This window comes from Fontibacillus phaseoli, assembly GCF_003337355.1.
In the GTDB taxonomy this organism is placed as follows: domain Bacteria; phylum Bacillota; class Bacilli; order Paenibacillales; family Paenibacillaceae; genus Fontibacillus; species Fontibacillus phaseoli.
Map to the genome: position 1 here is coordinate 60103 of NZ_QPJW01000008.1, position 23090 is coordinate 83192.

The window sequence follows — 23090 nt, forward strand, 5'->3', positions numbered from 1 at the left end:
AAAAAATGGCCCGGCGTCAAGAAACGACGCCCGGGCCATTTGCTTATTTTTGCTCATCCCCTATTTTCACGTAAAGGCTTGTCCGGAACGATAAACGACACCGTGGTTCCTTCACCGGGCATGCTGATGATGGACAGGCCCTGGCCGTACAACCGGATCAGCCGCCGGTTCGTATTGGCCACTCCGATTCCGCCTTTGCCCTCCAGCGTCGGGCTTAACAGCCGGATTACCTGTTCTTCGTCCATTCCCTTGCCATTATCTTTGACCTCGATTAGCGTGCCATTGTTCCGGCGGGTAACCCGAATCCGAACCGTTCCCCCTTTGTTGCGGCTAAGCAGGCCGTGCTTGACCGCATTTTCGATCAGCGGCTGGATCGTAAGCGGAGGGAGGAGCAAAGAGATATCGGGATCGACTTCCCACACGACGGACAGCCTGTCCCCGAACCGTTCTTTTTCGATATACAAGTAGGCTTCGGCAAGCTGCAGTTCATGGGCGAGCTCGACCTCTTTTCCCGTATTCAAAAAATTAAAGCTGATCCGTAAAAAAGAAGCGAAGGCATCGCCCAGGTTCCGCATTTTGGCCGTGTCGATTTCGCTGAGCGCCATAATGGAACCGAGCGTGTTAAAGAGAAAATGCGGATGAATTTGCGCCTGCAGGTAGGCGGCCTCCATGCGCAGCCGCTCGTTCACCGATTGCTTCATGGCGGTCAAGGCCCGGATCCGGTATTTCAATTCCAGGGCGTCTACCGGCTTGGTCACGTAATCGTTGGCTCCCGACGAGAACCCGGTATAGATATCGGCGGGCTGGCTGCGCGCGGTCAGCAGCAAAACGGGCAGCTCCGAGACGGAGTAATGCTCTCTCACCCGCTGCGTCAACTCATAGCCGGACATCTGCGGCATCATGACATCGGCAATGAGCAGATCCCATGGCTGCGTGCCAAGCAGCTCCAATGCCTCGCGGGCGGAGGGGGCCGTCGTGACGTTATACGGCTCACTCGAAAGGATACCGACGAGCACATTCAGATTGACGGGGTCGTCGTCGACGGCAAGAATGTTTACCTGTCCGTCGTTCAAAAGCGGCGGGACGGCAGCGGTAGCCGCAGATTCGCCGATTGCAGGGTCCGGAAGCAGGAACCCGAAGGAGGACCAAATCTCGGCACCGTCCGTCGGCAGGCCCGAATGAAGCGGGGGCTTTGACAACGGGCCACTCGATTCATCGGCCAACGGCAGATTGAAACTGAACACGGAGCCCTTTCCCGGCTCGGAGCGAACCGTTAGTTCCCCGCCATGCAATTCCACCAGTTGCTTGCAAATGCTTAACCCAAGCCCGATGCCCCGCCCATCGCTTATTCCGTACGATCCTTGTTCATAAGGGAGAAAGATTCGTGCCAAGGTTTCCACATTTATGCCGACGCCCGTGTCGGCAACTTGGATGAGGACATGTTCACCCTTCTTCCCAGCCGAAACGGTGATGGTTCCTTGTTCCGTGTACTTGATGGCGTTATGCAATAAGTTATACAAAATCTGCACAAGTCTTTTCTCATCGGCCAATACCGGAGGCATAGACTCTTCCAAATCCATGTTCAATTGGACAGGCTTGGCTTCCGTCATAAATTGTAGCATGGCGATCACGCCGGGAACGACGGATTGGATCTCCAAGGGCTCTTGCTGCAGGGCGATGCGGTGTTCCTTGAGCCGTGCGACATCGAGAAGATCGCCAAGCAAATGCGACATGCGGCGGCTTATCGTAATCAACAGCTCCATATCTTTAAGACTGCTCTCATTCAGCGACGCTTTCTCTTTGTTCACGACGTTCTGGGCGATATTCATAATGCCGTGCAGCGGCGTTCTTAGCTCATGCGACGTATTGGCAAGGAACTGGTCCTTCAGTTTGTCGGCTTTTTGTAATTGCTCGTTCATCGCGGCGTTCGCCTTGGAATGGAGAATATATTTCTTGAACCAATAAGCCGAAAATCCGACCATGGTCGCCAGAATATCGAACGGATAATACACGGTGGTCACATCTTTGGCCGATTCCAATATGCTCCATGACAAGTTGGATATGATGCCTGCCGCGGTCAGCAGCAGGAAGACGGCGTCTTTGTCGCCATCCTTCTTGAAGATCATCGTTCCCGCGACGTAAATAAACCAAACGAACGAAATCAGATATATGCCGAGAAATCCGTAGAAATCCAAAAATCCGTTCCCCCAGGAAGCGGGTCCGGCGAGCAGAAGCCCGGATACGACGACCAGAATCGCCGTATAAGCCTTCAGCCAGGCGTTGCCCGGCGGCGCGGAAGCGAATTTTCTGAAAATATGCAGGATGAACAAGTTCTGCCACAGGAGCGAAATCAGTCTGATCTTGATCGCCCACGTATAATTGATCGGCAACCATAACGAGAGCAAGTTATCCTGTCCGGCCGTAATCGCCAGGGCGACGGACACCGTCAGCAGGGCCATCGTTAGCAAAGCCCGTTCTTTACGGTTGAACGCATAGAGGATGAAGCCGTACAATCCATGAAGCAACAGGACGATGCACGTAACCAGCTGAAATCCGATCGAATACCAGCGCACGGTTTCGATCGAGGCCAAGGAGCCGAAGCGAATGCTGCGCATGATCCCTCCGTTAAAAGGCTCGTCGTAATTGGCCACCCGGATTAGCACCTCCAGTTCCGTAGCGCCGGTGACGGAATAGGAGGCCGTGTAGGAGATGTTTTTGGGCGTATAATCCTCGGCGCTGGCGGCGGGTTTGCCGATATCGCCTTCGGTCACCCCGTTGATTTCCACGGCGGAGGAGGCTTGTATGCTTTTCATCCAGAGCGCGACGGGATGGCTCAACGGGTCGACCAGAATGCGCAACCGATACGTTCCGTATCCGTAGGAGGACCCGGAGTCCGGATTGAGTATGCTCCCCCAGTCTCCGGGAACCTCGATAAGGCGGGAGGGGAGAGATTCCGATTGCAAATCCGCATAAGAAAGGAAATGTTCAGGGTAGAATTGCCATTGCCCGTTCAAAAAGAAAGAGGGGGATTTCTCCAAATCCACGCCGCGCATATCAAGTACGCCATGGACCGGAAGCGGGGCTTCCGAGGTATAAAAAATTTCGGACCAAGCCCAGCGTAGACCGAGCAGCGCGCTCATAAAGAGGATCAATATGGCTAAATATTTAGTAGCCGTTTTATTTAGAATTTTCATAATATCCAAGTTTCGCTATAAACAGCGCGTACTCCTTCTTTTCATGGCTCCCGTCGCGCCGGCGAAAAAAAAGGCCGTCCGTTACGGATGGCCTTGCCAAGCTTGCCGTTCTTAACGTATATAGGCGCCTACGACCTCGTACTTTGCTCGTTGCCTATCGTCTTGTACTTCACTTCAACGACGTTGCCTTTTTGAAAAAACGGTATACACCTCGCTGTTCATCTCAGTAAGGCAATGGTAAAATGTCCCTGCGTTTATTTTAAATTTTATATTAATGATAAAGAGAAGTCTAATTAATTTATAGAAAATTTGCGGGCAGGCGGCCGCAACCACGCGTTGCGCCAGGCTGCAACCGATGCGGTCTTTACTTAGGCGCAGGGTTCAGCCGATACTGACGTATATAAAACGGAAAGGTTGTTGCAGATATGATATTTGCAGAGAAGTTAAAGGCGGAGAGGAAGAAACAGGGATGGTCTCAAGAGGAACTGGCAGCCAAGCTTTTTGTCAGCAGACAGTCCGTTTCGAAATGGGAGAATGGTCAGAACTATCCAAATATTGAAGTGATCATTCATATCAGCGACCTCTTCGGCTTGACGATCGATGAACTCTTAAGAAGCGATGAGGAGTTGACGAAAAAGGTGATCAAAGATAGCAAAAAATTGGCCTATCCCCGATTAAAAGAGATGTTTGATGTATTGTTTATGATCGGAGTCGTTCTGCTGGTAATCAAACTGGGCGTTCTTCTTTTGAATAAGGTAACTCCATTAGATTTAACCTTGGTTGGCGGCAAGTTTCTGTGGAATTTTGGACCTCTGGTTCTCATGGTGGGTGGCGGAATTGGTTCCGGGATTCTCAAAGAGATTTATAAAAAGGATTAGCGATAAGCGGTTCGTAATTACCGGGGCAAACCACCCCGGTAGCCCGCGGTCTTCGCGGCTATGCTTAATCTAAAAGCATTAAATATCCGCTTTTCGTTCTCGGCTATCTCATTTACTCGCTAATGGGTACGAAAACGGATCTATGGATGATCGTAGTCACTCATATTATCATGATGTTAGGCGTCGGAATTTGCTTCCGTCCAGACGAACACGCTGAATTCGCTTCCGAAACAGTACTGTCCCGGTGGCATCGCTTTAACTCAGACGATCCGGCAAGTAGCCGGCGCGATCGGCATTGCGGTCATGATCTCCCTATTTTCGGCCAAACAAAGCAGCTATTTGGCGACGATCGCAAACGAGACTACAGCAGCGGCGGCTTCAGGCTCTTCGCTGGTATTCACGGTCGACTTGGTCTTTTCGGCGGTGAATCTCGTATTGTCTTTCTTCCTGAAAAAGCCGCATAACGTGAAACTAAAAGTTTAATAATAAAGCGCCCGGAACAATCGCATTCCGGGCGCTTTAACTTTAATGGCTTACAATAAGGTAATTGTCATAAATGGTATAAACGGCATTCTCATGGATATCCGGGGGGAAGCCGCTATAAACTTCGATTAGCGTATCCAGCATGGCCGGCTCATCAATGGGATCATCAAAACGGACAAACAGCTTAGGGTTCCCTTGTTGGATGGACTCGGTGAGCTTGTCATGAAATTGTTCCATCGAATCCATTTGCAGACCGTGGCTTATGTAATAATCATGCGAATTGGTTTTTCCCGCAAATTGCTTCATATCATAGTCGATCCAATATTTATCATTGATTACGAACTGCATATCCTGAGCGGTCTCGTCATTACTGTCGAATAGCCAGTAAGGGATGCCCGAATTGGTTTCATTGTTGGTAGGATCCACATTGAGCCACTCATTGTTGATCTTTACCTTATTCCAGGTATGCGGCACATTGTCGAGTGTCCCTGTAATGACTATGCTTTCCAGCCCGGCCAAATCGCTCAGCAATTTATAGGCGGAGGCATAACTGGCGCAAACCCCTATTTTTTTGACCAAAATGCCATACGTATTGAAGGAATCGTTGAAGCGGGCGTCAAACTTCTTAAACCCGTACTGCTCGACATTCGCCAACGCTGCGTCATCATATCGGGTGTGATCGTTCAAATAATCATAAATGGCTTTTCGCTTATCGTCTTCGCTGGCTCCGTCTTTAATAATCCACTTCACCAATCGGGTCGCTTCCGCGATAATTTCCTCTTGCTTCTTCTTAATATTGCTTTTGGAGTCGCTATAATTGATGTGTAGCGTCAAAGAACGATAATCATAGCCGTAACTTTTAACGTCCAGGATTAAGGGGTTTTGATAGATGACCTTATCTACGGTGTCGTATAAAACTTCGAAATTTTGAGTTTCGGGAAAAGCTTTTAACGAAATCTTCTGACTAGCCGCCATGAGATGGAGGGCCAAGTATTCCTCAACGGCAGAGTCGGCATGAACCGGCACCGGATTGGCGGGATCGGTCTGCGGAACGGACTCTTGGTTTCCTTTTTCCACAACCTGTTTCGTATTCCTCCGCTGGGCATCTATGAGTTCATCTTCGTCAATCTTCGAGCGAAAGAAAGAGTTGCGGATAATTGTAGGAACTTCAGGGCCAGGCCCGTGGGCGGAGAAACTTTCGATCTGAATGAACCCTTCTTTGCTGCTTTGCGGGTTGTCATTCACCGTGTTACCTTGCCGCAGCACCTCCAGATCCTTCTTATCCAAAGACGACACCATGGCCTTTCCGGACAAGAGAGTTCCCTCTACCTTGAAAGGAATGAGTACATAGCTCTCTTTTTCCTCAATATGTTCCGGGTCGTAAAGGATCGAACGGGTCAGAACCGTTTCGTCAATGGTATATACTTTGGTTGTTTTCGGTAAGTCCTTCGCCGTTTTGTAGTCCATATAATAAATTTCGTTATTAACAAGGAAGGTAGGTAAAGAGTTTGATAATTCCATCGCGTCGACCGGAGGGCCGAAATTGGACTCGGCTCCGTCTTTTACGGCCGTAACATAATATTGGCCATTGACGATAAAGTTTTGGGCCGTGATGGCCTTTTGGCCGAGCTTTCCTTGATATTGTCCATATTGGAGGCCGTCGTTTCCGTCCAAATAGAAGTCTTGAAATTCCGTGTTCGTGACGGTTCCGACCCGTCCGGGAAAAGCATGCTTGTAGCCTTGCTCGGGGCCGGGGAGGGGCTCCTTATTTCCGGAAGAATAGACATTATATACGTTATATTTTTCTGCTCCTTTAACTTCATCCCATACCAATTTAAAACGGCCGTCCGCATCGATTTCGTATCTGACATGGGGAGCTTGAAGCTCGGATTTTATAGTAAACGGAATGATGATCGGCTTTTCTAGTTCGGTACGCTCGCTTGCATCCAAATCGTAATTGACGCGAAGGTAGTAAATAGGGGCATAACCCCAGGACGTCTCAAAATCCCTTCCCGTTTCCTCCGAAGTCAGAACAGCAAAACTAGGCTCTACGACCAGTACGCTCTTGTCGGCATTGTAATCCTCTAGGTAGTTAAAGGTGCCGATTTTGCTTTCGGGCAAAGCCCTTTGATCGGTATGGACCGTAACCACGTTCTCATAAAAAAACAAGTCCGTCATGTTGCAGTTAAAGCGGAATTTGAACTTTTTGTCGTGCTCTACATTGTACAGCGGCATGAGAGTGGTTTGTTTCGGGCTGTCATATTTCTGCTTGATGTCCAACACCGTTAAAGGAGGGAGCAAACTTTCAGCCTGATCGGCCGCGTTCATGGAATCCGTCTTGTTCCCGGCGTTTTGCTGCGGTGATCCCATGTTGGAGTTATTGCCGGAAATGCGGGCGGAGTAATTGCCTAAATCACACCCGGATAACACGAAGGCCAAGATGAATATAGAAAACAGCATTTTTTTCAATAGGAACACCTCAAGAGTTGTGGGATTCTTAAAAATCAAACCCATTTATTAAGAATACAAATTTAGAAAAATTTTATCATCTGTCAAAAGATTAGCAAGTAAAAGCATAGGTTAAAGCCCAATATTTACTAGTTTGATTCAGATTCCTGTTATTGAGAACGTTACCTAAATACTGATTTATCTCTTTCCCCTATTGGTATATATTCAAAATAGAGATGGAGCATCGGGTCCTGTCGCTTCAAGGCGGCTATGCAGCGAAAGCAAGATCGTTATAAAAATATGAGGATGGAGGAACCGCCTATGCCCACGAAGCTGCGGTATTTTGGAATTTGCGCGCTGGCTCTCGCAGCAGTCACACTATCAGGATGCGCGCCGAAGCAAACGGAAGTCATCGTAAAGCCTTTGACCGAGTACACCCCTAAGGATGAAGTCGCCCTCATCGAGAAGCTCCGCAAAAACAAAGATCCCGACAAGGAGCTGCACGAGGTTTATCGCGATCTCACGGTCATCGATATACATAACCATGATGCGGCCAACCCGGTAGCCATTGAGAACTGGAGAAAGGTCGGAATCGACCGAATCGTTTTGTTCGGAAGCATATCGGAACCTAGTGCCAAGTATACGGATCAATTAGCCTGGGAGGAATATCAAAAGTCACCCGGGAACGTGTATCCCTCCTTTGCGGGATTTCCCATTTATGAGGAGGAGGGCTTGGACATCGTCCGGAACAATCTGGAGAAGGGCTACTTGAACATCGGAGAAGTGGCCGCCGCTTCGACGTTTTCGGAATCCGTGTCCAGATTGCCCTGGAAGGCCGAGCACCCCAATGACGGTAACTTTCCGAAAATCTATGATCTTGCGGCCCAGTATCAGGTGCCGATTCTTCTGCATATCGACCCGCCTAACGGCAAGCCCGTCGCGAAATTGGAGGAATCCCTGGATGCGCATCCCGATGCGATCCTCATTTTCGGGCACGCCAACGCCCATAACTCTCCGGAAAATATCGAACCGCTCCTAAGCAAACATCCCAACTTATACATCGATTTTTTTGCAGGGTTTACGGCCTATAGTCCGAGCAGCATCAACAAACTGGAAGATTACGTGCCGCTGATGGAAAAGTACCCCGACCGTTTCATGCTGTCCACCGATTCGGGCTTCGACCTGTCGAGGGACCAAGCGGCGAAAGGCATCTATGAAATGATCGACTTGCTCTCCCCGGAAACCGCCTTGAAGGTCGCTTATCAGAACTACGAAGGACTGATCGAGCGCCAGCCTCCGACTCAGACGCAGATCGAGACGATCAAAAAGCTGTCTGCCAAAGCCGGGAAGTTCAAGACGTATGAGTTGAATAAGCGGATGGCGAATGAGGTGATTTTTGAGTTGGAGGGGGATGTGGAGAAGTAGGTATTTGGGTGCGTCGGATATGGAACTGGCTTATCGGCTCATGTGCTTTGAGTATAGGATGGGTCTGAACGGGGAAGATATTCGAGGAACTGCATCGAAATTAAAATTAATTTTTTTATTTGACTATGGTTTATTTTGTAAATAAACTTAAAATAATCGTTATAAAGGGGCTGATTTGAATTGCCATTCATTGAACAGATCACTATAAAAAATTATAAACTACTTCAAAATGTGACATTATCTGATCTACAGCCAATAAATGTAGTGTTAGGGCCAAATGGTACAGGTAAGTCGACCTTGTTCGATGTTTTTGGATTTTTAGCGGATTGTTTACAATCAAATGTCAAAAAGGCTCTGGAATCTAGAGGGAGATTTCTTGAGGTCCGTTCTAGGAATGCAGATGGGCCAATTTCTTTTACTATTAAATACAGAGAAGCAGACTACCTAAATCGTCTGAACTCGACTCCAATTACGTATCATATATCTATTGATGAGAAGAATGGAAAACCTTATGTTTCTCATGAGTACCTCCAATGGAGAAGAGGAAAACAATATGGATCACCATATAGATTCCTAGATATCAAAAACGGAGAGGGTATTGTTATAACTGGGGATTCACCAGAAGAAGGTGATGAGAGGCAGGCTATAAGAATGGATAGTCCTGATATCTTAGCTATTAAGAGTCTAGGACAATTAGCTGAGCATCCACGTGTAGCAAGTTTAAGAAGATTTATTGAAGGGTGGTTTTTGTCTTATTTTATTCCTGATAAAGCTAGGCAAATTCCCGAATCGGGTGCAGCAGAACATCTTTCTGGAACAGGCGATAACCTAGCAAATGTTGTGCAATATTTAAGTGAAGAACACCCTAACACATTCGAGGAGATATTAACAAGAGTAGCAGACCGTATTCCTGGATTAGAGACAATAAAATCGGAAAGAACAGTTGATGGTAGGTTGGTCCTACAATTTAAAGACGGGCCTTTTAAAGATCCATTTCTTGCAAGAAATGTTTCAGATGGAACATTAAAAATGTTTGCTTATTTAATACTATTGTATGATCCTACCCCACCGCCTTTACTCTGCGTTGAAGAACCGGAGAATGGCTTACATCCAAAACTTTTAAATATATTAGCAGAGGAGTTTCGGGCCCATGCTAGGGGCGGTATAGGAGAAAAAGGAACTCAGGTATTTGTTTCTTCTCACTCTCCATACTTTATTGATGCTCTAAAATCTGAAGAATTATGGATAATGAATAGAAATGATAAGGGCTACGCCAGTATTATTAGAGCAGATAAAATAAAGCGTATTCCAGAATTCATGTCTGAGGGTGCCTCATTAGGAAGCCTTTGGTATGAGGGGTATTTTGGAAGGGGTAATGGGTAGTGCATTTAGAAGTACTTGTAGAGGAACTGTCTATGAAAAAGGCACTAGATGTTCTGATTCCTAAGATAATTGATACAAAACATAGCTTCGATGTTTATAATTTTCGTAGTAAACAAGATTTAATGAAGAAGCTAGAATCACGGTTGCGAGGGTATTCAAAATTGAGGAACGATTGGGATTTTAGAATTGTTGTTTTAGTAGATGAGGATAGGCAGGATTGCAAAGAATTAAAACAATTTATGGTCGATACAGCTAATGTAAGCGGAGTCAGGGATATTACATTAAACCGGATTGTTGTTGAAGAATTAGAAGCATGGTTTTTCGGTGATGTGGCCGCTCTCAGGGCTGTTTATCCAAGAATTCCAGAAAGTCTAGGGGAACAAATTCGATTTAGAAATCCGGATCAAATCCCAGGCGGAACATGGGAGGCATTAGATAAGACGCTGATTCAATACGGTTACCGCACTGGTTTGGTAAAGACGGAAGCTGCAGAAAAAATAGCGTTACACATGGATCCGTGGAGTAATAGATCGACGAGCTTCAAAGTTTTTAGGGATGGTATTATAAATTTAGTGAAATGACTTGGTTAAGAGGATTTTTAAAAGGTGGGTACCCCTTTGTTTGATATTACAGACAGTACGAAAAACCGTATCATAAAGTATAAATATTTTAAACTTCATAATATCCCAACGCCCTACAATCCTTCTTCTCTTGATTAGTCACCCAAACCATCAACCTTCTCTTCGAAGGAAGATGGTTTTCTTTTTTACCTGAAGTCACCTCCAAAAACCCACGAATAGCCCCTACAGTCATAACATCAATATGTTTTACAAACAAATTGATGTGAACTTGATCTGCTGCCTGCTTTAATAGGAATTTCTGCATGGCTTCATTAGTGTTTCGATATAATCTTTTGTAGTTATTAGTAAGAGGAGGGCTAATTAATGTATACTGCACGGTCAGAATCTCTCCGTAAAAATAAACTTCGTGGGCATGATCCAAAGGTTCCAAGGAAACATTGAGATACTGCATATCTTTCCCTTCCTCCAATAAAGTGTAACTCTTTATATAATTTTAGTGCATATAAGCACTATTTTCAAATAAAATAAGAATATAATGATCTGTTTATGGGCACAATGCTTCTCTAATCTGATAGAGAGGTGGTAAATTGTGCTACTGCAATTAATCGGTGAACGGATTAAACAATTACGAAAAGAACAGGGGCTTACGCAAGAAGAGCTTGCAGAAAAAGCCGGAGTAAATGCCTCCTACATAGGAACTGTAGAACGCGGGGAACGAAATATTTCATTGGAGACGCTTGAGAAAATCATTCAAGGTCTGGATGTCCCGTTGGAAGTAATGTTTCAATTTCATGAGTTTGAGGATATGGATTCAAGAACGGATAAAGCCGAAGTGCTAACAGCCATCAGTTCTTTGATGCATTCTCGTTCAGTGGAAGAAAATAAGCTTATCTTCCGCGTGATTAAAGATATTTTGAATACGATGGACATTCAGAATGATCTAAAGAAATCATAAGCCGGGATCTTCCCGGCTTATTTTCGCAGTATATGAGATTTATCGGACTTGAGGGGGCTCCCCCTCTTTTTTTATTATGAGGAGAAAAGGGTTCAACTCGAGTGGGAACGAACTTTTAAGAACATAAAAAATATACTTCTCAGCCCGTTGACTTTGACGTTGTGTCGCACCTTAAGCTGATTGTGAAAGGAGGATCATATGGAACTGCAGACCATCAGTCAGGTAACGAAAAACTATAACATCACCACAAGAATGCTTCGGTACTATGAGCAAATCGGGTTACTTCCAAGCTTGAAAAAAGAGGGGTACGCCTATCGGACCTATGATGAGGATTCCCTAACGAGATTGGAACAGATTTTAATCTTAAGAAAGCTGAGAATTCCACTAAAAGAAATCGAGAAAATTCTTCTTAGCGAAGAGTCCAGGACGACTGTGGAAATTTTTCAGGCGAAGATTAAAGAGCTTTCAACCGAAATCACGGCGTTATATACGATCAAGTCTGTTTTGGATACTTTCGTGAGCCGTCTGACGGAAAACGCAGATGTCAAAATGGACCCCGCATTACTGGCTGATGAGTCCATACTTCGTGCCATCGGATCTCTCCCGGGAATGAAACACCATCTTAAGGAGGAACCAAGAATGAATGATTTGAATGCAGCCGACAAAAATCTATCCAAGCTAAGCGACGTACGCATTGTTTACTTGCCCCCTGCCACTGTAGCCGCTATACATTCGGTGGGCGGAGCGCCCGAATCCGACACGGGGAAAGAGCTTCAAAAATTCATGACCGAAGCGAAACTGGCCAGCGTTAAGCCTGACCTGCGGCACTATGGCTTTAACCACCCTGTCGGCAGCGAGCACGGGTACGAGAGATGGGTAACCATCCCCGACGATCTGGAGGTGCCGGAGCCTTGGGTTAAAAAGGAATTCCCCGGAGGCCTATACGCCGCGCATATGATCCCTATGGGGAATTTTGAGGAGTGGGGCTGGCTTATCGAATGGGTCGAGAACAGCGGCGAGTATGAAGCGAACTGGAGCGACTCCGAATCCATGCATGGCTGCCTGGAAGAACATTTGAATTACATTAATTTGTATCCATTGACCAATGAAGAGGTGGATAAAAGAATACAACTGGACCTGCTGGTGCCGATTAAGCCGAAGTCACAGTAAGAGTGAGTCGTGCCGAGCCGCTTCGCACCACGCGCAACTCCCAGCGCGGGGTGCGGCTTGCTTGGCGGCAGGCAGTGAACCGTTGCCGTGGACTTATATAGAGATCCCTGCAAGCGATCGCCATCTCCTTCATGTGCTGCACGGCTGCGGTCATCTGTGCTTGCCATGGACATTATGCAGTCTCCGCAACCGGAAATTTTGCTATACTGGAGCGCAAATAACGACCTTTTGGGACCTTATTTCCTCAAATAGGCAAGACATTGGTGAATAGCGTCCTTTTAGGCCGCTATTTTAATATAAACCAGCTAAAAGATATCCAATGGCTCATTTCCTCCGAAATAAGGTCCCCAAAGTACGCTATTTCTAGCCAAGTACCCAAAAAACGCGGAATAGCGACCCAAAAGGCCGCTATTCCAGCAGAGCGGATGAGAGCACCTGTGAATTGGCAGGTGCTCTTAATATGCACCTGGAATCCCCAGGAGTCCGGGTAATCCCGGATAATCCCAGCAATCCCAGCATCCCAGCATCCCAGCAATCCCGCCAATCCCAACAATCCCAGCAATCCCAGCATCCCAGCAATCCCGCAAATCCCAGCATCCCAGCAATCCCGGCAATCCCCGGCAATCCCGGTAGATCAGCCTATGCTGCCCCTTTGCCGGTCTTCGCCTGCTTCCCGAGAAAACCTGAGGTACCCTCAAGGGTGTCTCATTAAGGGTATCTCTTTTTTTTGCGAACCACCTTGGCTCGTAAAAAAATCCCCCTCCGCCGTTTCGGCGGGAGGGGGATTACTTTAGAACTTGATCCGATCGCTCAGGAATTGCTTCAGATCGGCGATAGGCATCCGCACTTGCGTCATGGAGTCGCGTTCGCGCACGGTGACTTGGCCGTCGGTCTCGGATTCGAAGTCGTAGGTGATGCAGTACGGCGTACCGATCTCGTCATGGCGACGGTACCGTTTGCCGATGGAGCCGGTATCGTCATAGTCGACCATGAAGTCGGAAGTTAATTCCGAAAACACGCGCTGAGCTCCTTCGTTGAGCTTCTTCGACAGCGGGAAGATGGCCGCTTTGAACGGCGCGAGCGCGGGGTGAAGGCGGAGCACGGTCCGGCTGTCGTCGCCTTCGAGCTGTTGCTCTTCGTAGGCATCCACTAGGAAGGCCAGCGTAACGCGGTCGGCTCCGAGCGACGGCTCGATGCAGTAAGGAACATAACGTTCGTTCGACTCCTGGTCGATGTAGTTGAAATCTTCGCCGGAATGCTCCATATGCTGTTTCAGGTCATAATCGGTCCGGTCAGCGATGCCCCACAGCTCGCCCCATCCGAACGGGAAGCGGTATTCGATGTCGGTCGTGGCATTGCTATAGTGGGACAGCTCGTCTTCCGAGTGATCCCGCAGGCGCATGTTTCCTTCGTTCATGCCGAGTGCCAAGAGCCAATCGCGGCAGAAGCCGCGCCAGAATTCGAACCATTTGAGGTCTTCGCCGGGCTTGCAGAAAAATTCAAGCTCCATTTGCTCGAATTCGCGCGTCCGGAACGTAAAGTTGCCCGGGGTGATCTCATTCCGGAAGCTCTTGCCGATTTGGCCGATGCCGAACGGCATTTTCTTCCGCATGGTGCGCTGCACGTTTTTAAAGTTGACGAAGATGCCCTGCGCCGTTTCCGGACGCAGATAAATCTCGTTGGTGCTGGACTCCGTAACCCCTTGGAATGTTTTGAACATGAGATTGAATTGGCGGATATCCGTGAAGTCGCGGCTTCCGCAATCCGGGCAGACGATCTGGTGCTCGTCGATCAGGGCTTTCATCTGGTCGAATGACAGGCCGTCGACAATCAGCTCGATACCCTTCGCGTCCAGGGCATTCTCGATGATTTTATCCGCGCGATGGCGTGCTTTGCACTGCTTGCAGTCGATCATCGGATCGTTGAAATTGCCGACGTGGCCCGAAGCGACCCAAGCCCGCGGGTTCATCAAAATCGCTGCATCCAGACCGACGTTGTAAGGGGACTCCTGGATGAATTTTTTCCACCAGGCGCGTTTGATGTTGTTCTTCAGTTCGACGCCGAGCGGGCCGTAATCCCAAGTGTTCGCCAGACCGCCGTAAATTTCCGATCCCGGAAAAATAAATCCGCGATGCTTGGCCAGCGCGACGACTTGATCCATTGTTTTGGTACTGCTCATGGTTGATCTCTCCTTCGATTATTGAATTGCTTCAGATGCCCGCTAACCGGAAACGATAAAAAAGCCCCCGTCACAAAGGCATCCAACCGATGCCCAGGGACGAGAGCTGTATGCACCCGCGGTTCCACCCTAGTTGACGTTCCCTGCGGGATCGCCCTCTTTTTCCGAGTCTCCGGCTCCGGACTGCCTTTTCCTTGATGCTTCCTCCGGGCTTTCACCGCCCCCGAATCGCTGAATGGGCAAGACAATCAAGTACTATTGGTCCATCATAGCCAGTATCCTTCTTTGCAGTAATATTATCTCAAAGTGAAGCAATACTCAAGCGGCAAATACAATTTTTAGCCTAAGTATATTAGCCTGGATCTAAAGTCTCAGTTACAGGCAAAAACCCATTGTGATAAACTATTTAAAATTGTTAATGTTAAAAATTTTCATAATGGGGTGTAATTTTAATGAAACAAGTGATGAGGTTGTGGTTTGGCGTCCCTTTCATGCTGCTATTGTCGTTTACGCTTGCGGCATGCGGTTCCTCGGGGCCATCGCAGGCGGATTATGACAGCTTGAACGAAAAGGTAGCCGGGTTGGAGCAGCAGTTGGCCGAGGTGGAAAAAGCTTTGGAAGGCATGAAATCGAACGCGGTCGCCGCGAGTGTCGATGTCCCGGAAGGCGAGACCGCAACTCTCGCTCCGGTAGACAATGGGCCGTCCGACAATGGGGATGGAGTACAAATCACCTTGGAGCAGTATGAAAAAACGGAAGTAGGCATGACCTATAAAGAAGTATCCGAGATCCTCGGCGGAGACGGAGAGGCGGTCAGCGAAGCGGAGGATATGGTGGTGTACTCTTACCATGGCACCGGAGATTTGGGAGCCAATGCAGTGTTCTCGTTCCACAAGGGGAAGCTATTGACCAAAGCGCAAGCGGGGCTTGAATAAGGTAAGTTAAGCAACATCTTGCCCGGGATCCCATATGGTTTTACGAAAGGCACCCCTTCCGGTGTTTAAGTTTGGCGGTTGAATTAGAAAAAAGCTGGACTAAGATCGTATCGTTCTTAAATCCAGCTCAAGAGTTTTAATGGGGCATGGTTCCGTTTAGAGGAGCCTTTGTATAGCTGTTTAGCATCACGTTCATATCCTGTTCCTTCAACTGCGGCACTTGATAATATCCGTGCTTGTTCTGGTAAAGGAAGATTTCATAACTGAGCTCGATCAGGTTCGGCACGCTGTCCGCAACGACGCGGCGGAGTACGGGGTTCGTGATTTCCAGGGCCGCCATCGCAAACATGGAGGACAGCGACTTGGTGTTTCCTAACATAAACCCGGAAATGTTCTGGTCGGAAATTTCCTGTGCGGATTGAGCGGGCTTTTTCGGTTGGCCCGGCGTGAGCCCGTATACGACGTCGTTGTTTTGTGTCATTCGGTATTGCTGTGTAGGAACCTCCGGATCCTGTCCGGTCTGAAAGCAATCGACGATCGTATTGTACATTTGAGTAGCGAACGAAGATTGTCGTTGAAGAATGGACTTCAACTCGGGATCTTTCACGTACTGATCGTACATTTGGTATTGATCCAGCATGCAAATGACACTGGAAATGACTTCGTGAGCATCGAAAAATTCATGGCCGCCATGGTTTTTCCCCATCGATGGATTCATGGACAGGTTTGGCGCTTGCTGATATCCCGCTTGGTTCATATTTTGCAACCTGATTCCCTCCTGTGTACATAAGTTACATAGATATAGTTGCCCGGTACTCGTTTTTTCATTCTAAAAAAGGTATGGAGAATGGGCAGGAATCGTCACAAATAAAGGCTCCTTTCACCGGCAAGGTGAAAGGAGCCTTTTTAACCAAGTATTCCGTTACGGCTTACTGTCCGTCATGGCCTTGTGTTTTCAACAATCTTTTCATTCTTACAAAAGCGACAAACTCTATCATGTCATCGGTTGCCAAAGGCTCTCCGTCTATCGTGATTCCGGGATCAGGGCGGGTTAGGAGACCCGTTAATTCCGTCACGCATCGCTCCTCGTCACATCTCCCCAAAATATAATCCACGGTAGTTTCGAATAAATCGGCCATTTGCAACAAAGATTGGAGAGAAGGCTCGCGGTATCCGGTTTCGTACCCCGCATAGGTGCTTTTGGCGATGCCGAGTTGATCGGCGGTTTCCTGCAAGGACCATTTTCGATTTTTTCTTAACTCTGATAAATGTTCCAGCATGCTCTCAAACTCCATGTTTATAATTTCGACTTCATTATCATAGCATAGGAAGATGGACTAAACTAGAAAAAGTACGCGAATCGAGGACAATATCTTGATTTCCTAAAATATAAATCTATAATTACTAATAGAAATACGCGTTTTGCGGAAATTTGATCATTATCCCGCTATGGAGATGTTGCTGATGAAAAATATATTATTGCTTGCGACCGGGGGCACGATTGCTTCGGTGGAGGGGAATGAGGGACTGGTTCCCGGACTGTCCGTCGAAGAGTTGCTTCAATACTTGCAAGAGCCGTCCAACGGCCTGAAGATTGACGGGAAAATCTTAATGAACCAGGACAGCACCAATTTGCAGCCCGAGGATTGGGCAACCATCGCCGAAGCGGTCTATAAATACTATGATGACTACGACGGATTTGTTATTACGCATGGAACGGATACGCTGGCTTACACCTCCTCGGCACTTTCATATATGCTTCAGGGGTTGGATAAACCGGTGGTGCTCACCGGCTCGCAGGTTCCGATCAGCTTTCAGAAAACCGATGCCCGAAAAAACGTCTCCGACGCCCTCCGGTTTGCTTGCGAACCTGTCGGCGGCGTATTTATCGTATTTGATGGCAGGGTGATTCTGGGTACCCGGGCGGTGAAGATGCGGACCAAAAGCTACGATGCGTTCGAAAGCATCAATCATCCGTATGTGGCTTATGTGAATAAGGACGAAGTGAAATATCAATGGAAGCCTGCGCCGGCCGCGTCATCTCTTTTGCTGAATACCAAGCTCTGCACTGATGTGTTTTTGATGAAATTATACCCGGGCATGAAGCCGGAAATCTTCGATTACTTGAAAGGGCTTTACAAGGGAATCATCATTGAAAGCTTCGGAAACGGCGGGCTGCCTTTTGAAGGTCGGAATTTGCTCCCGAAGATCCAGGAACTCACCGAGTCGGGGATGGCGGTCGTCATTACGACGCAATGCCTGGAAGAAGGTGAAGATCTGCTTTTGTACGAGGTCGGACGCAAGGTGGCGCAGTATAACGTGATCTTATCCGGCGATATGAACACGGAGGCCATGGTTGCCAAATTGATGTGGGCGCTTGGACAGGGCGACTCGTTGGATCTGGTCAAAGAGATCATTGAGACGCCGGTCGCGGGCGACTTATCGGTTCATTCGGATCAGGGAGAATAGAAGTAGCATCAGCCCATAAAAGCTAAAGGGGCACCCGAGCGGGCGCCTCTTTTTTGCTTTGTATGAATATTCATAGCTATACCCCAAAAACGAGGTCATATTAACTGTAACGTATCTGCATAAGAGAGGCGGAGAGGATCTTGAGGATGAACATTAGGGAAGCACGGATTGAGGATTATGAAAATATAGCAAAACTGCATCTGCAGCTCCACGAACTGCATGTAGCGAACAGGCCGGATTTATTTAAACATACAGCTAATTATCCTCTCGATTTCGCCTATTTCAAGTCTTGCTTGGATAACGATATCTTCAACGTGTTCATCGTAGAAGATGAGCGGTCGGGAATCATTGCCTATACCATACTCAAGGTGGAGGAAACGCCGGCAATCCCGGTTTTCGTTGTCAGAAGGATTTTGTACATCAATGATATTTGCGTCGATATTCAGTTTCAAGGCAAAGGCGTAGGGAAGCGATTGTTTAAACAAGCCATAGACTACGCCAGGGAATCAGGCGCCGAAAGCCTTGAATTAGGCGTTTCCTCCTTTAATGAATCGGCCATTGAATTCTATAAGGCTATGGGGATGAAGACCAAAAGTTTAAGGATGGAGTTGGATATCGAAAAATAAGTAGTCCTTTTTAAGGGGGAAGTCGAATGGAACCTAGTTTTGAACTTAAAAGTCTTGCCGGTGAGGAATTAACGATTGTTAAATTACAGCAAGCCATGGATCTTGGGGAGGTTTCCTCAAGAGAACTCGTCATGTACTACATGCATCGAATCGCAAAATATGACCAAAGCGGTACATACATAAACTCTGTTATGGAAATCAATCCGGATGTTATTTTTATTGCAGAGGCTTTGGACCGGGAAAGAAAAAGAAGCGGCGCAAGAGGACCTCTCCATGGCATCCCCGTTCTATTGAAAGAAAATATTGAAACCAAGGACAAGATGAGAACCAGCGCAGGGGCTTTGGCTTTGGAGAATCACACAAGCACGAAGGACGCTTTTCTTGTTCGAAAGTTAAGGGAGGCGGGAGCCGTCATACTTGGAAAGACCAACTTGACGGAATGGGCGAACGGGGTTTCTTCCGAGATGTGGGCCGGTTACAGTTCCAAAGGCGGGCAGGTTAAGAATCCGTATGGAGACTTTTTCGTGGGCGGATCGAGTTCCGGTTCTGCTGCAGCGGTGGCCTCTAATTTTACCAGCGTAGCGGTAGGGACGGAGACTTCGGCGTCCATTCTAAGCCCGGCAGTACAAAATTCAATTGTAGGCATTAAGCCGACAGTCGGTTTGGTTAGCCGTACGGGAGTGATTCCTTATTCTTATTCTCAAGATACGGCCGGAGCTATGGCACGAACCGTAACGGATGCATCTATTTTGCTTAGCGTACTTGCCGGAAGAGATGAAGAAGATCCCGCTTCTTGGAGAAATGAACCTGGAGAGATCGATTATACGACATACTTGCAACTAGATGGACTACGGAATGCAACCATTGGAGTTTACAGGAACGTTTCCCCGGGGCAATTTCGTGACGCGGACGAATATGAGGAAACCATATTTAACCAGGCCGTAGCCGAACTTAGAAATGCAGGAGCCAATATCATCGAAGATATAGAAATTCCGTCATTCCATAGAACATGGGAGTGGAATAAATTAAATAACGAATTTAAACACGGCATTGAACATTTTCTTCAAAGTCTTCCGCCTGGATCCCCCGTTCACACGCTTAACGAATTGGTAGAATGGAACGAAGCAAGACCGGATCAGGCTCTAAAATATGGACAAGATTTATTAAAGTATCGGGCACGGTTGGAACATCCCTTGAAGAACCCCGACTACATATTGGAATCCATAACCGATTTATACTATGCTCAAAATGAAGGCATAGATTTCGCCGTAGCGAAGTATGGGCTGGATGCCATTCTTTTTCCGGCTTATGTTGGGGCTGAGATTTGTGCAAGAGCAGGATATCCATCCATAGCTGTTCCGGCGGGATATAGGGAGAACGGCAGACCCCTTGGTATTACATTTGCCGGGCCGGCATTTAGTGAACCGGCACTGATCCGGATCGCCTATGCTTTTGAACAGCGGACGAAGCATAGGAAAAAGCCGCTATTCGGTTAATCATCTTCATGAACGTATTTTATAAATAACAAACAAGGAGCGGTGTCGATGGATGAAGCGAGAAAAGACGAAGTCGGGCGAAAGTTTCTGTTAAGCCAGCATATATCCTTGGAAGAATGCGGCGAGTTAGAGGTTCAAGAACTGATTTTTTTGATTCATTCGGCCAAGTTTTTTAAAGAGAAAGAATCTTTTCCCCGGGAGCATCTGGATGAGCGGATTCAAATGTTCTTCGGCGTGTTGAAGGACAAAATCAAAGATTCCGAATCGTTATTCATCGCCTATGAAAAGAGAACGGGCTATCCCTACGTCGATGCCGATGACCGGATATGGATGTTTTCGAAGGGAGAGTATGCGGCAAGCGCGGCGGATTATTTCATGCAGCAGCTTCTGATGCTTGAAATGAGGAAGATCGACAGGGATGAGATCAATAAGACGTTAGGCGAGCTGCATATTTTGGGGCTGCGTAAAATCCTCCTCGATAACGGGCAGTATCATGCGGAGGTGGACAGGGACGAGCTTTTGCCGCCGCCGGACTGGAACGGCACGCCTGAGATTAGCATCCCCGTGAGCAATCCGGAGCTGCAGCACGCGATGATTACGTTTTTTCAGGCGATGAGTGGCGGGCAAAGCCGGGCGGCGGACAGGCAGCAGCTTGAGGGAATGGAAAACCGTATGCTCGACGAAGTCATTCGGGGGAAATATCTGCTGCCCATGCAATTAAAGGAGCAGGCACCGTCGGCGCCTGACGAGCAAGGCATGAAGACCTTGAAGGAAGGCACCGTCATTCAGTTCGCCGTCTTGGGCGGCGAAGGGGATTCGACCTGGTTACCGGTATTCACGGACTGGCTCGAATTCGAGAAGGCTTACGATAAGCAGGTATGGAGCAGCAATGTCGTGACTTACGATGACATGTTGGCTTTGTCCGAAACGATGGAAGGTATCGTGATCAACTATCGGGGCATCCCGCTCCAGCTCGATGCCAAGAACAAGCAGCGGATCGAAGAGTACCGGCGGGAACGAAGCGAAGACGGTTTGGCCTGATCTGACGCTATTGCATTAAAATATAGATAACAATTAGCGCGAATAGCGGCAGAGGAGGCCATGATCATGCAAAAGAATAAAAACCTTAAGCAGCAGGCACTATCCGATATCGAACATATACAAGTTCACGGTAGAACCACAGGTAATCTTTCTCCCCTAACCTTGTTTTGGACAGGAAGCGCCGTGGAGTTTAACGCCAAGGGGGCGGAGCTTTGGCTCGAACTCGAGGTGGACTATGAGGTGTATGAGCCCTGGATCGGCATCGTGATCAACGGCGCAGTCGTAAGCAGGCAAATGCTCGTTGCGGGAAGGTACTGGGTTTGCATATTCCGGGGCATGAATGCCGATGCCGTGAAAAACGTCCGAATCGTAAAAGAAGTACAGGCCATGAGCGGGGATCCCGGCTGCTCCTTGCAAATCCACGCGGTGAGGTTTGACGGACAATTTCTCCCCGTAGAAGACAAACCTTATAAGCTGGAGTTTATAGGTGACAGCATTACTTCCGGGGAAGGGACTGTAGGGGCTAAAACAGAGGAAGACTGGATCCCGATGTGGTTCAGTGCTCTGAGCAACTATGCGGCCATGACAGCCGAGTCTTTGAATGCGGATTATCGAGTGATTTCCCAAAGCGGGTGGGGCGTGCTTACTGCCTGGGATAACAATCCGCATTGTAATCTTCCCGATCATTATGGGCAGGTCTGCGGCCTGCTTTCCGGACCGAAAAACGAAGCTCTAGGTGCCTTCCGAGCCAATGATTTCGATGCCTGGCAGCCTGACGTCGTGATCATTAATCTCGGAACGAATGACGGATCGGCTTTCCATTCCCCGGAATGGAGTGATCAGGCAACGGGAGAGACCCGAAAGCAGCGATTGAACGAAGACGGCACCTATCATGCGGAAGACCTGAAATCTTTTGAGGAAGCCGTCCGCAGCTTTCTTGCAAAACTTAGAAAAAATAATAAAAAGGCACACTTGGTCTGGGCCTACGGCATGTTGGGGATTCCGCTGATGCCGGCGATCTACCGGGCCGTAGATGCTTATGTAAACGAAACGGGGGATAAGCGGGTATCGGTGTTTCAGCTCCCCGACATGACGGAGGAAGCCATCGGTTCCAGAAGCCACCCGGGTGCAGCTGCTCATGAAAAAGCATCCAAGGAACTGACCGGATACATCCGGGAGATTTTACGGCAGGGTTGACAAAGCGGCGAGATGAATATAATGTTACAATATAAATAATTAGAATACTAACAGTTAAGTTTGTAAGAGAGGAGGAACCGTCTTGAGAGGGCGAAAAGACACTCCCTATTCGGATCTGTTTCAGACGATCGGGCTCAAATTGAAGCGAAAAGCGGATGAGAAAATCAATGAGCTCGGGTTGAATGCGCAGCAAGGCCGGATGATCAGTTATATCCATGAACATCAGGACAAAGGACTGATTCAGAACGATTTGGCCGAAGCCTTCAACCGTCGCGGAGCCAGCATTACCAGTATGCTTCAAGGCTTGGAGAAGAAAGGGTATATCGAGCGGAAGATTCCGGCGGACAATGAGCGGCAAAAGAATATCTACGTGCTCCCCAAAGGGGCGGAGTTAATCGATGCCTTCGAGCATGCCTTTGGATCGGTGGAGAAGGATATCACCGAGTCGCTGACGGAAGAGGAACAGCAAACCCTGAAGGAACTCTTGATCAAGGTCAATCGGAGTTTGTGATTTAGCACAGTAGCCTGGGCTGCTGTCGAGCAAATCATTAGAATTCTAATTTTAAGGAGTCTATTTTTACTCAAATAGTTAGAATTCTAATAGTTAATCATCAATGCATTTTGAGGAGG

At 47.8% G+C, this 23090-nt stretch carries 20 protein-coding genes; 14 read left to right on the forward strand and 6 right to left on the reverse strand.

Annotated features, from left to right (window positions below; all coding sequences use genetic code 11):
* Nucleotides 1-53: 53 nt before the first annotated feature.
* Complete coding sequence (locus tag DFP94_RS17735) at nucleotides 54-3194, reverse strand: hybrid sensor histidine kinase/response regulator (RefSeq protein ID WP_114497805.1); 3141 nt, start codon at nucleotides 3192-3194, stop codon at nucleotides 54-56.
* Between the two features lie 425 nt (nucleotides 3195-3619).
* On the opposite strand from DFP94_RS17735, the gene DFP94_RS17740 reads away from it, so the two are divergent.
* Both DFP94_RS17740 and DFP94_RS25580 read left to right on the forward strand, forming a co-directional pair.
* On the forward strand, nucleotides 3620-4072 hold the full coding sequence (locus DFP94_RS17740) for a helix-turn-helix domain-containing protein (protein ID WP_114497806.1): 453 nt from the start codon (nucleotides 3620-3622) through the stop codon (nucleotides 4070-4072).
* A gap of 303 nt (nucleotides 4073-4375) precedes the next feature.
* Complete coding sequence (locus DFP94_RS25580) at nucleotides 4376-4555, forward strand: hypothetical protein (protein ID WP_181873201.1); 180 nt, start codon at nucleotides 4376-4378, stop codon at nucleotides 4553-4555.
* Nucleotides 4556-4597: 42 nt separating this feature from the next.
* Here the strand turns inward: DFP94_RS25580 and DFP94_RS17750 are convergent, their stop codons facing one another.
* A complete protein-coding gene (locus DFP94_RS17750; protein WP_245954951.1) occupies nucleotides 4598-7015 on the reverse strand; it encodes a transglutaminase domain-containing protein in 2418 nt (805 codons plus the stop codon).
* A 309-nt stretch (nucleotides 7016-7324) separates the two neighbouring features.
* On the opposite strand from DFP94_RS17750, the gene DFP94_RS17755 reads away from it, so the two are divergent.
* From DFP94_RS17755 to DFP94_RS17765, 3 genes are all read left to right on the forward strand, one after another.
* The gene (locus DFP94_RS17755) at nucleotides 7325-8428 is read left to right on the forward strand and encodes an amidohydrolase family protein (protein WP_114497808.1); all 1104 of its coding nucleotides are present in this window, start codon (nucleotides 7325-7327) and stop codon (nucleotides 8426-8428) included.
* A gap of 180 nt (nucleotides 8429-8608) precedes the next feature.
* A complete protein-coding gene (locus DFP94_RS17760) occupies nucleotides 8609-9811 on the forward strand; it encodes an AAA family ATPase (protein ID WP_114497809.1) in 1203 nt (400 codons plus the stop codon).
* Entirely contained in the window at nucleotides 9811-10392 is a 582-nt protein-coding gene (locus DFP94_RS17765; protein WP_114497810.1) for a DUF4276 family protein, read from the forward strand. The genes DFP94_RS17760 and DFP94_RS17765 overlap by 1 nt, the downstream gene beginning before the upstream one ends.
* Nucleotides 10393-10480: 88 nt before the next feature.
* Here DFP94_RS17765 and DFP94_RS17770 read toward each other — a convergent pair whose 3' ends face one another.
* Nucleotides 10481-10861 carry a hypothetical protein gene (locus DFP94_RS17770; RefSeq protein ID WP_147273865.1) on the reverse strand — a complete coding sequence of 127 codons (381 nt, stop codon included), beginning with the start codon at nucleotides 10859-10861 and terminating at the stop codon, nucleotides 10481-10483.
* Nucleotides 10862-10981: 120 nt separating this feature from the next.
* Between DFP94_RS17770 and DFP94_RS17775 the strand changes: the two genes are divergently transcribed.
* Both DFP94_RS17775 and DFP94_RS17780 read left to right on the forward strand, forming a co-directional pair.
* On the forward strand, nucleotides 10982-11347 hold the full coding sequence (locus DFP94_RS17775; RefSeq protein WP_114497812.1) for a helix-turn-helix domain-containing protein: 366 nt from the start codon (nucleotides 10982-10984) through the stop codon (nucleotides 11345-11347).
* A 198-nt stretch (nucleotides 11348-11545) separates the two neighbouring features.
* Nucleotides 11546-12517 carry a MerR family transcriptional regulator gene (locus DFP94_RS17780; protein WP_114497813.1) on the forward strand — a complete coding sequence of 324 codons (972 nt, stop codon included), beginning with the start codon at nucleotides 11546-11548 and terminating at the stop codon, nucleotides 12515-12517.
* A 790-nt stretch (nucleotides 12518-13307) separates the two neighbouring features.
* Here DFP94_RS17780 and DFP94_RS17785 read toward each other — a convergent pair.
* Nucleotides 13308-14696 carry a glycine--tRNA ligase gene (locus DFP94_RS17785; protein ID WP_245954936.1) on the reverse strand — a complete coding sequence of 463 codons (1389 nt, stop codon included), beginning with the start codon at nucleotides 14694-14696 and terminating at the stop codon, nucleotides 13308-13310.
* Between the two features lie 452 nt (nucleotides 14697-15148).
* On the opposite strand from DFP94_RS17785, the gene DFP94_RS26120 reads away from it, so the two are divergent.
* A complete protein-coding gene (locus tag DFP94_RS26120; RefSeq protein ID WP_245954937.1) occupies nucleotides 15149-15631 on the forward strand; it encodes a hypothetical protein in 483 nt (160 codons plus the stop codon).
* 136 nt (nucleotides 15632-15767) lie between these two features.
* On the opposite strand, the gene DFP94_RS17795 is transcribed toward DFP94_RS26120, so the two are convergent.
* Entirely contained in the window at nucleotides 15768-16388 is a 621-nt protein-coding gene (locus DFP94_RS17795) for a spore coat protein (RefSeq protein ID WP_114497920.1), read from the reverse strand.
* Between the two features lie 172 nt (nucleotides 16389-16560).
* The gene (locus tag DFP94_RS17800) at nucleotides 16561-16911 is read right to left on the reverse strand and encodes a helix-turn-helix domain-containing protein (RefSeq protein WP_114497814.1); all 351 of its coding nucleotides are present in this window, start codon (nucleotides 16909-16911) and stop codon (nucleotides 16561-16563) included.
* A gap of 184 nt (nucleotides 16912-17095) precedes the next feature.
* Here DFP94_RS17800 and DFP94_RS17805 point away from each other — a divergent pair, with 184 nt between their 5' ends.
* From DFP94_RS17805 to DFP94_RS17830, 6 genes are all read left to right on the forward strand, one after another.
* Nucleotides 17096-18100 carry an asparaginase gene (locus tag DFP94_RS17805; RefSeq protein WP_114497815.1) on the forward strand — a complete coding sequence of 335 codons (1005 nt, stop codon included), beginning with the start codon at nucleotides 17096-17098 and terminating at the stop codon, nucleotides 18098-18100.
* Nucleotides 18101-18246: 146 nt separating this feature from the next.
* Entirely contained in the window at nucleotides 18247-18726 is a 480-nt protein-coding gene (locus DFP94_RS17810) for a GNAT family N-acetyltransferase (protein WP_114497816.1), read from the forward strand.
* Nucleotides 18727-18752: 26 nt separating this feature from the next.
* Nucleotides 18753-20222, forward strand: coding sequence for an amidase family protein (locus DFP94_RS17815; protein WP_114497817.1), 1470 nt, complete (start codon nucleotides 18753-18755; stop codon nucleotides 20220-20222).
* Between the two features lie 48 nt (nucleotides 20223-20270).
* Nucleotides 20271-21263 (forward strand): SseB family protein, encoded by a 993-nt coding sequence (locus DFP94_RS17820; protein ID WP_114497818.1) that lies wholly within the window; start codon nucleotides 20271-20273, stop codon nucleotides 21261-21263.
* Between the two features lie 66 nt (nucleotides 21264-21329).
* Nucleotides 21330-22460, forward strand: coding sequence for an SGNH/GDSL hydrolase family protein (locus DFP94_RS17825; RefSeq protein ID WP_114497819.1), 1131 nt, complete (start codon nucleotides 21330-21332; stop codon nucleotides 22458-22460).
* A gap of 82 nt (nucleotides 22461-22542) precedes the next feature.
* Nucleotides 22543-22971, forward strand: a complete 429-nt coding sequence (locus DFP94_RS17830; protein ID WP_114497820.1) for a MarR family winged helix-turn-helix transcriptional regulator — start codon at nucleotides 22543-22545, stop codon at nucleotides 22969-22971.
* Nucleotides 22972-23090 lie beyond the last annotated feature (119 nt).

Coding starts and splice junctions, on each gene's coding strand:
- DFP94_RS17735 (WP_114497805.1), bottom strand. CDS start 3,194: ATGAAAATTCTAAATAAAACGGCTACTAAATATTTAGCCATATTGATC.
- DFP94_RS17740 (WP_114497806.1), top strand. CDS start 3,620: ATGATATTTGCAGAGAAGTTAAAGGCGGAGAGGAAGAAACAGGGATGG.
- DFP94_RS25580 (WP_181873201.1), top strand. CDS start 4,376: ATGATCTCCCTATTTTCGGCCAAACAAAGCAGCTATTTGGCGACGATC.
- DFP94_RS17750 (WP_245954951.1), bottom strand. CDS start 7,015: ATGCTGTTTTCTATATTCATCTTGGCCTTCGTGTTATCCGGGTGTGAT.
- DFP94_RS17755 (WP_114497808.1), top strand. CDS start 7,325: ATGCCCACGAAGCTGCGGTATTTTGGAATTTGCGCGCTGGCTCTCGCA.
- DFP94_RS17780 (WP_114497813.1), top strand. CDS start 11,546: ATGGAACTGCAGACCATCAGTCAGGTAACGAAAAACTATAACATCACC.
- DFP94_RS17785 (WP_245954936.1), bottom strand. CDS start 14,696: ATGAGCAGTACCAAAACAATGGATCAAGTCGTCGCGCTGGCCAAGCAT.
- DFP94_RS26120 (WP_245954937.1), top strand. CDS start 15,149: ATGAAACAAGTGATGAGGTTGTGGTTTGGCGTCCCTTTCATGCTGCTA.
- DFP94_RS17795 (WP_114497920.1), bottom strand. CDS start 16,388: ATGAACCAAGCGGGATATCAGCAAGCGCCAAACCTGTCCATGAATCCA.
- DFP94_RS17800 (WP_114497814.1), bottom strand. CDS start 16,911: ATGCTGGAACATTTATCAGAGTTAAGAAAAAATCGAAAATGGTCCTTG.
- DFP94_RS17805 (WP_114497815.1), top strand. CDS start 17,096: ATGAAAAATATATTATTGCTTGCGACCGGGGGCACGATTGCTTCGGTG.
- DFP94_RS17810 (WP_114497816.1), top strand. CDS start 18,247: ATGAACATTAGGGAAGCACGGATTGAGGATTATGAAAATATAGCAAAA.
- DFP94_RS17815 (WP_114497817.1), top strand. CDS start 18,753: ATGGAACCTAGTTTTGAACTTAAAAGTCTTGCCGGTGAGGAATTAACG.
- DFP94_RS17820 (WP_114497818.1), top strand. CDS start 20,271: ATGGATGAAGCGAGAAAAGACGAAGTCGGGCGAAAGTTTCTGTTAAGC.
- DFP94_RS17825 (WP_114497819.1), top strand. CDS start 21,330: ATGCAAAAGAATAAAAACCTTAAGCAGCAGGCACTATCCGATATCGAA.